The organism is Desulfonatronospira sp., from assembly GCA_003563255.1.
Lineage (GTDB): Bacteria > Desulfobacterota > Desulfovibrionia > Desulfovibrionales > Desulfonatronovibrionaceae > Desulfonatronospira.
Genome location: PWSL01000329.1, coordinates 1 through 3,057, shown reverse-complemented (window position 1 = coordinate 3,057; position 3,057 = coordinate 1). Strand labels below are relative to the sequence as shown.

The window sequence follows — 3,057 nt, the reverse complement described above, 5'->3', positions numbered from 1 at the left end:
TCCCAAGCCGATTTCCGTATATACCCCCTCTACAATAAAACCAAGGAATTTTTTATGCAAGCAACGCTTAATATTATAATGTTAACATATCGTAATAACTATGAAAAGCAAAATCCGTACATTTAATTATCTTAAATTTAATGATATCAAAATGTTATGGCATTTTTATGTATTTATTCAGATTATATACGGATTTTTGGTTTATGGTTCAGGATAAATGCCAACTTTTTATGAGGTGTAACCATTCACAGGGGTGCCGGGGGACAGTCCCTTATCGTGAAAGATGTTTAACCTAAAAATAAGTGCGCAACAGTCCCCCAGGCCTAGTGCCAGTAATCAACACCGTGAACCACCCCTTAATGGTTACCATCTGGGATACTCCCTTTCCCATGTGACACAAGCTGCCAGCCATTAGCAAAGGTACGGTGGCCTCTGGTATCTGGGCACTTATCTCCCCAACTCCGCCACTCCCAGGGTTCAATAGGCTCATCCTCTGCCCACAGACCAGTCTCAGCCTCCCGGGCCTCCTGCTGCAGCTCATTCCATCTTGAGCACATAGGCTCCTCATCGCAGTATAGCCCGCTACGGCGAAACTCAAGGGACATCTTGCCGCATTTATGGCATATTGTGCAGACGGCCTCATGGTCTTGCTGGGAGCGTCCAGCTGCATGCGCAGGAGCTTGTCATAGATCTTTAGGACGTTGCGGGGCTGCTTATTGGGCTCCAGGAAACGCATCCCATGGACTGTTATCTGCCCCTTGGAATAGAGTTCTACGTCCAGGCGTAGGGACTGTAAGAACTTAAGCGGGTCGAATGGAGTGCGCATGGCTGAGTTTACAGATCAAACGTCTTGGGTAATAATGTCTCATCGCTTATTTCCAGGTCATCAAAGAGCAGGTCTCTCCATCTATGACCAACCGGAACAGCTCACTTATGCCATGGGACAACTGTGGGGCACTAAAAAAATAAAAATGTAATGATATCAGGTGATAAATTGTGAAGCTTTGGGACAAATTTGGGACAGTGGGGGGTAAAAAAGAAGATTTTGAACAAAAAAATAGGGAGGTAAGCTCTTGCTTAACTCCCTATTTTAATGATTTTTTGGTAGCGGGGACCGGATTTGAACCGATGACCTTCGGGTTATGAGCCCGACGAGCTACCATACTGCTCCACCCCGCATCAACGAATCTATACTTATAATGATTTGGTCTGGATGTGTCAAGGATTAAATTTGCAAGATGCAGGCTGGGATGCGAGGAAGAAAATCCGGGGCATCATGTACTACTGGAAAGCTGAGCCCTTTTTGTTTAATGGGACTTTCCCTAATTGGTATTATCCCTACAACGCAACTTATAATATGTGTGGCTGGTTAAATCAGGGACTGGCACAAATAAGTTTCGTTGTAGGGAAAGCAGGGGACAGGCACTCCGGGACCCACTTGAGCATCATTTTGTACTCAAAACGACTTATTTTCTGGGACAAGCGGGTCCCGAAAGAGCCAGTACCCGTGCCACATGCAAAGAGCTAAACAGATACTTGACGGGGTACATGCATGCCTCGGACGTTTTTTTGTTTTTCAGCCTTTTTTGCGCAACTGGGCATTAAACATGGGCGTAATGGTTGAACCCTTTTTGTAGCCTGTAAGCCGTTTGTTTTCACTTCGTATTTTTTTTAGTTCCTGGCTAAGAGTGGCATGTAGTTCTCTGGCAGAGGCAGTGATCTTGCTTTGCAGGCTCTGCAGGCGATCGAGCTTCTCCAGAAATTCTGCCCTGTCTTCCTGCAGGGGGGCTGCAAATGCTCTGTCCATCATGTCCTTGCGCTCCAGGGAAAGTCTTTCCGCCTCGTCAAGGTTTGCCTCCTGCAGATGGGAAAGTTCTTCATGTCCCAACTTCAAGGCTATATCCAGGCATGCTGGGGCGTCTTTCATATTCAACTCCTTTGAGGTTGTCATTTAGGAAGCCTGACGGATTTCTGACCTTATCTCAGAGACGATTTTTTTCCAGGCGTCCACCAGGGGAAGGAATTCGTACTCCAAAAGGTCCGCCAGCAAAATCCAGTCATTGCTTTCCTGAACCTCAATCATCTCGCTGAACAGTTCAGAAAGTTTTTCAATGCCCTTGTTTAGATTCTCCTGGTCGGCAAGGTGGAAATCCTGCTTCAGAACCGTGATGGTATTCATAAAGTCGCGGACCACTGAAAGCAGATCCTGATACATTTCCAAGGCCCGGGAGTCTTCCCCTTTACGGAAAAGTTCCGCCACTTCAAAGCCGCCCTTGGACATGAGATTGACCACTTTGTAAAGTTCTCTTGTGATGTTGATAGCCATACTCATGGAATCCATAGTCTTGATTTCCACCTTTTCTATGTCAGAAGTATCCACATCCTCTGCCTGATGTGGATATATTTCCGAAAAAGCTTCATTATTTACCAGAACATCCGTGACTATGCGCTGTTCCAGGATTTTATCTTCCATCACCTTGACCAGAAGGTCTTCAAGGTTGTTGAAATTATTAACATTGAAGTCGGATTGCCGGCCGTCGATAATGATCATCTGCTCCTCCTTGGGAAATGGGATGAAATAACGTCATACTGGAAAATTGTTTTTGCAACTGTTTTTGGATTATTTTATTCAAATTGCATGCCATTGATTATATGCAGCGATATGAAAGCATTACAACCTTATTTTTTCTGGGACGTCAGGTACCGGCCATAGATCGCCTGACCTACAGATACGCAGGCGTCCCCCGGAGGCAGGAATCTGTGCGTCAAAACATTGAACGATCTCCGGGCAAGACCTGCTTCAAGCTCCCGGGCCAGGGTCAGGTTGTGCATGACACCGCCGCTAAGGCCTATGGTCCTGATGCCGGTGGCGCTTGCTGCCTGCGCGGCCCACCGGCACAGGCCCCGGGCCAGGGACAGGTGAAACCTGCGGCTGATTATGGCCGGGCTCAGGCCACTGATATGGTCTTTCAGAATTTGACGAAACAGGGTCAGGGTGTCCAGGATGCCAAGCCCAGTGCGGTGGTGAACCGGCAGCTCGTATGCGGCCTCTTGTCC

2 protein-coding genes, 1 tRNA gene and 1 pseudogene are annotated in these 3,057 nt (G+C 47.2%); all 4 read right to left on the bottom strand.

Translation table 11 applies throughout. The features are described from left to right. Positions 1 to 1,102: 1,102 nt before the first annotated feature. A tRNA-Met gene (locus tag QZP87_RS09575) sits at positions 1,103 to 1,179 on the bottom strand. A 397-nt stretch (positions 1,180 to 1,576) separates the two neighbouring features. Further along, positions 1,577 to 1,927, bottom strand: coding sequence for a hypothetical protein (locus tag QZP87_RS09570; RefSeq protein ID WP_291322695.1), 351 nt, complete (start codon positions 1,925 to 1,927; stop codon positions 1,577 to 1,579). 24 nt (positions 1,928 to 1,951) lie between these two features. Beyond that, the gene (locus tag QZP87_RS09565) at positions 1,952 to 2,551 is read right to left on the bottom strand and encodes a hypothetical protein (protein ID WP_291322694.1); all 600 of its coding nucleotides are present in this window, start codon (positions 2,549 to 2,551) and stop codon (positions 1,952 to 1,954) included. Positions 2,552 to 2,679: 128 nt separating this feature from the next. Then, positions 2,680 to 3,057, bottom strand: a pseudogene (locus QZP87_RS09560) (hydrogenase maturation protein HypF); the annotation flags it as partial.

What these genes read in the sequence shown, in the direction of transcription:
- QZP87_RS09570 (WP_291322695.1), bottom strand. Translation starts at nt 1,927, where the DNA reads ATGAAAGACGCCCCAGCATGCCTGGATATAGCCTTGAAGTTGGGACAT.
- QZP87_RS09565 (WP_291322694.1), bottom strand. Translation starts at nt 2,551, where the DNA reads ATGATCATTATCGACGGCCGGCAATCCGACTTCAATGTTAATAATTTC.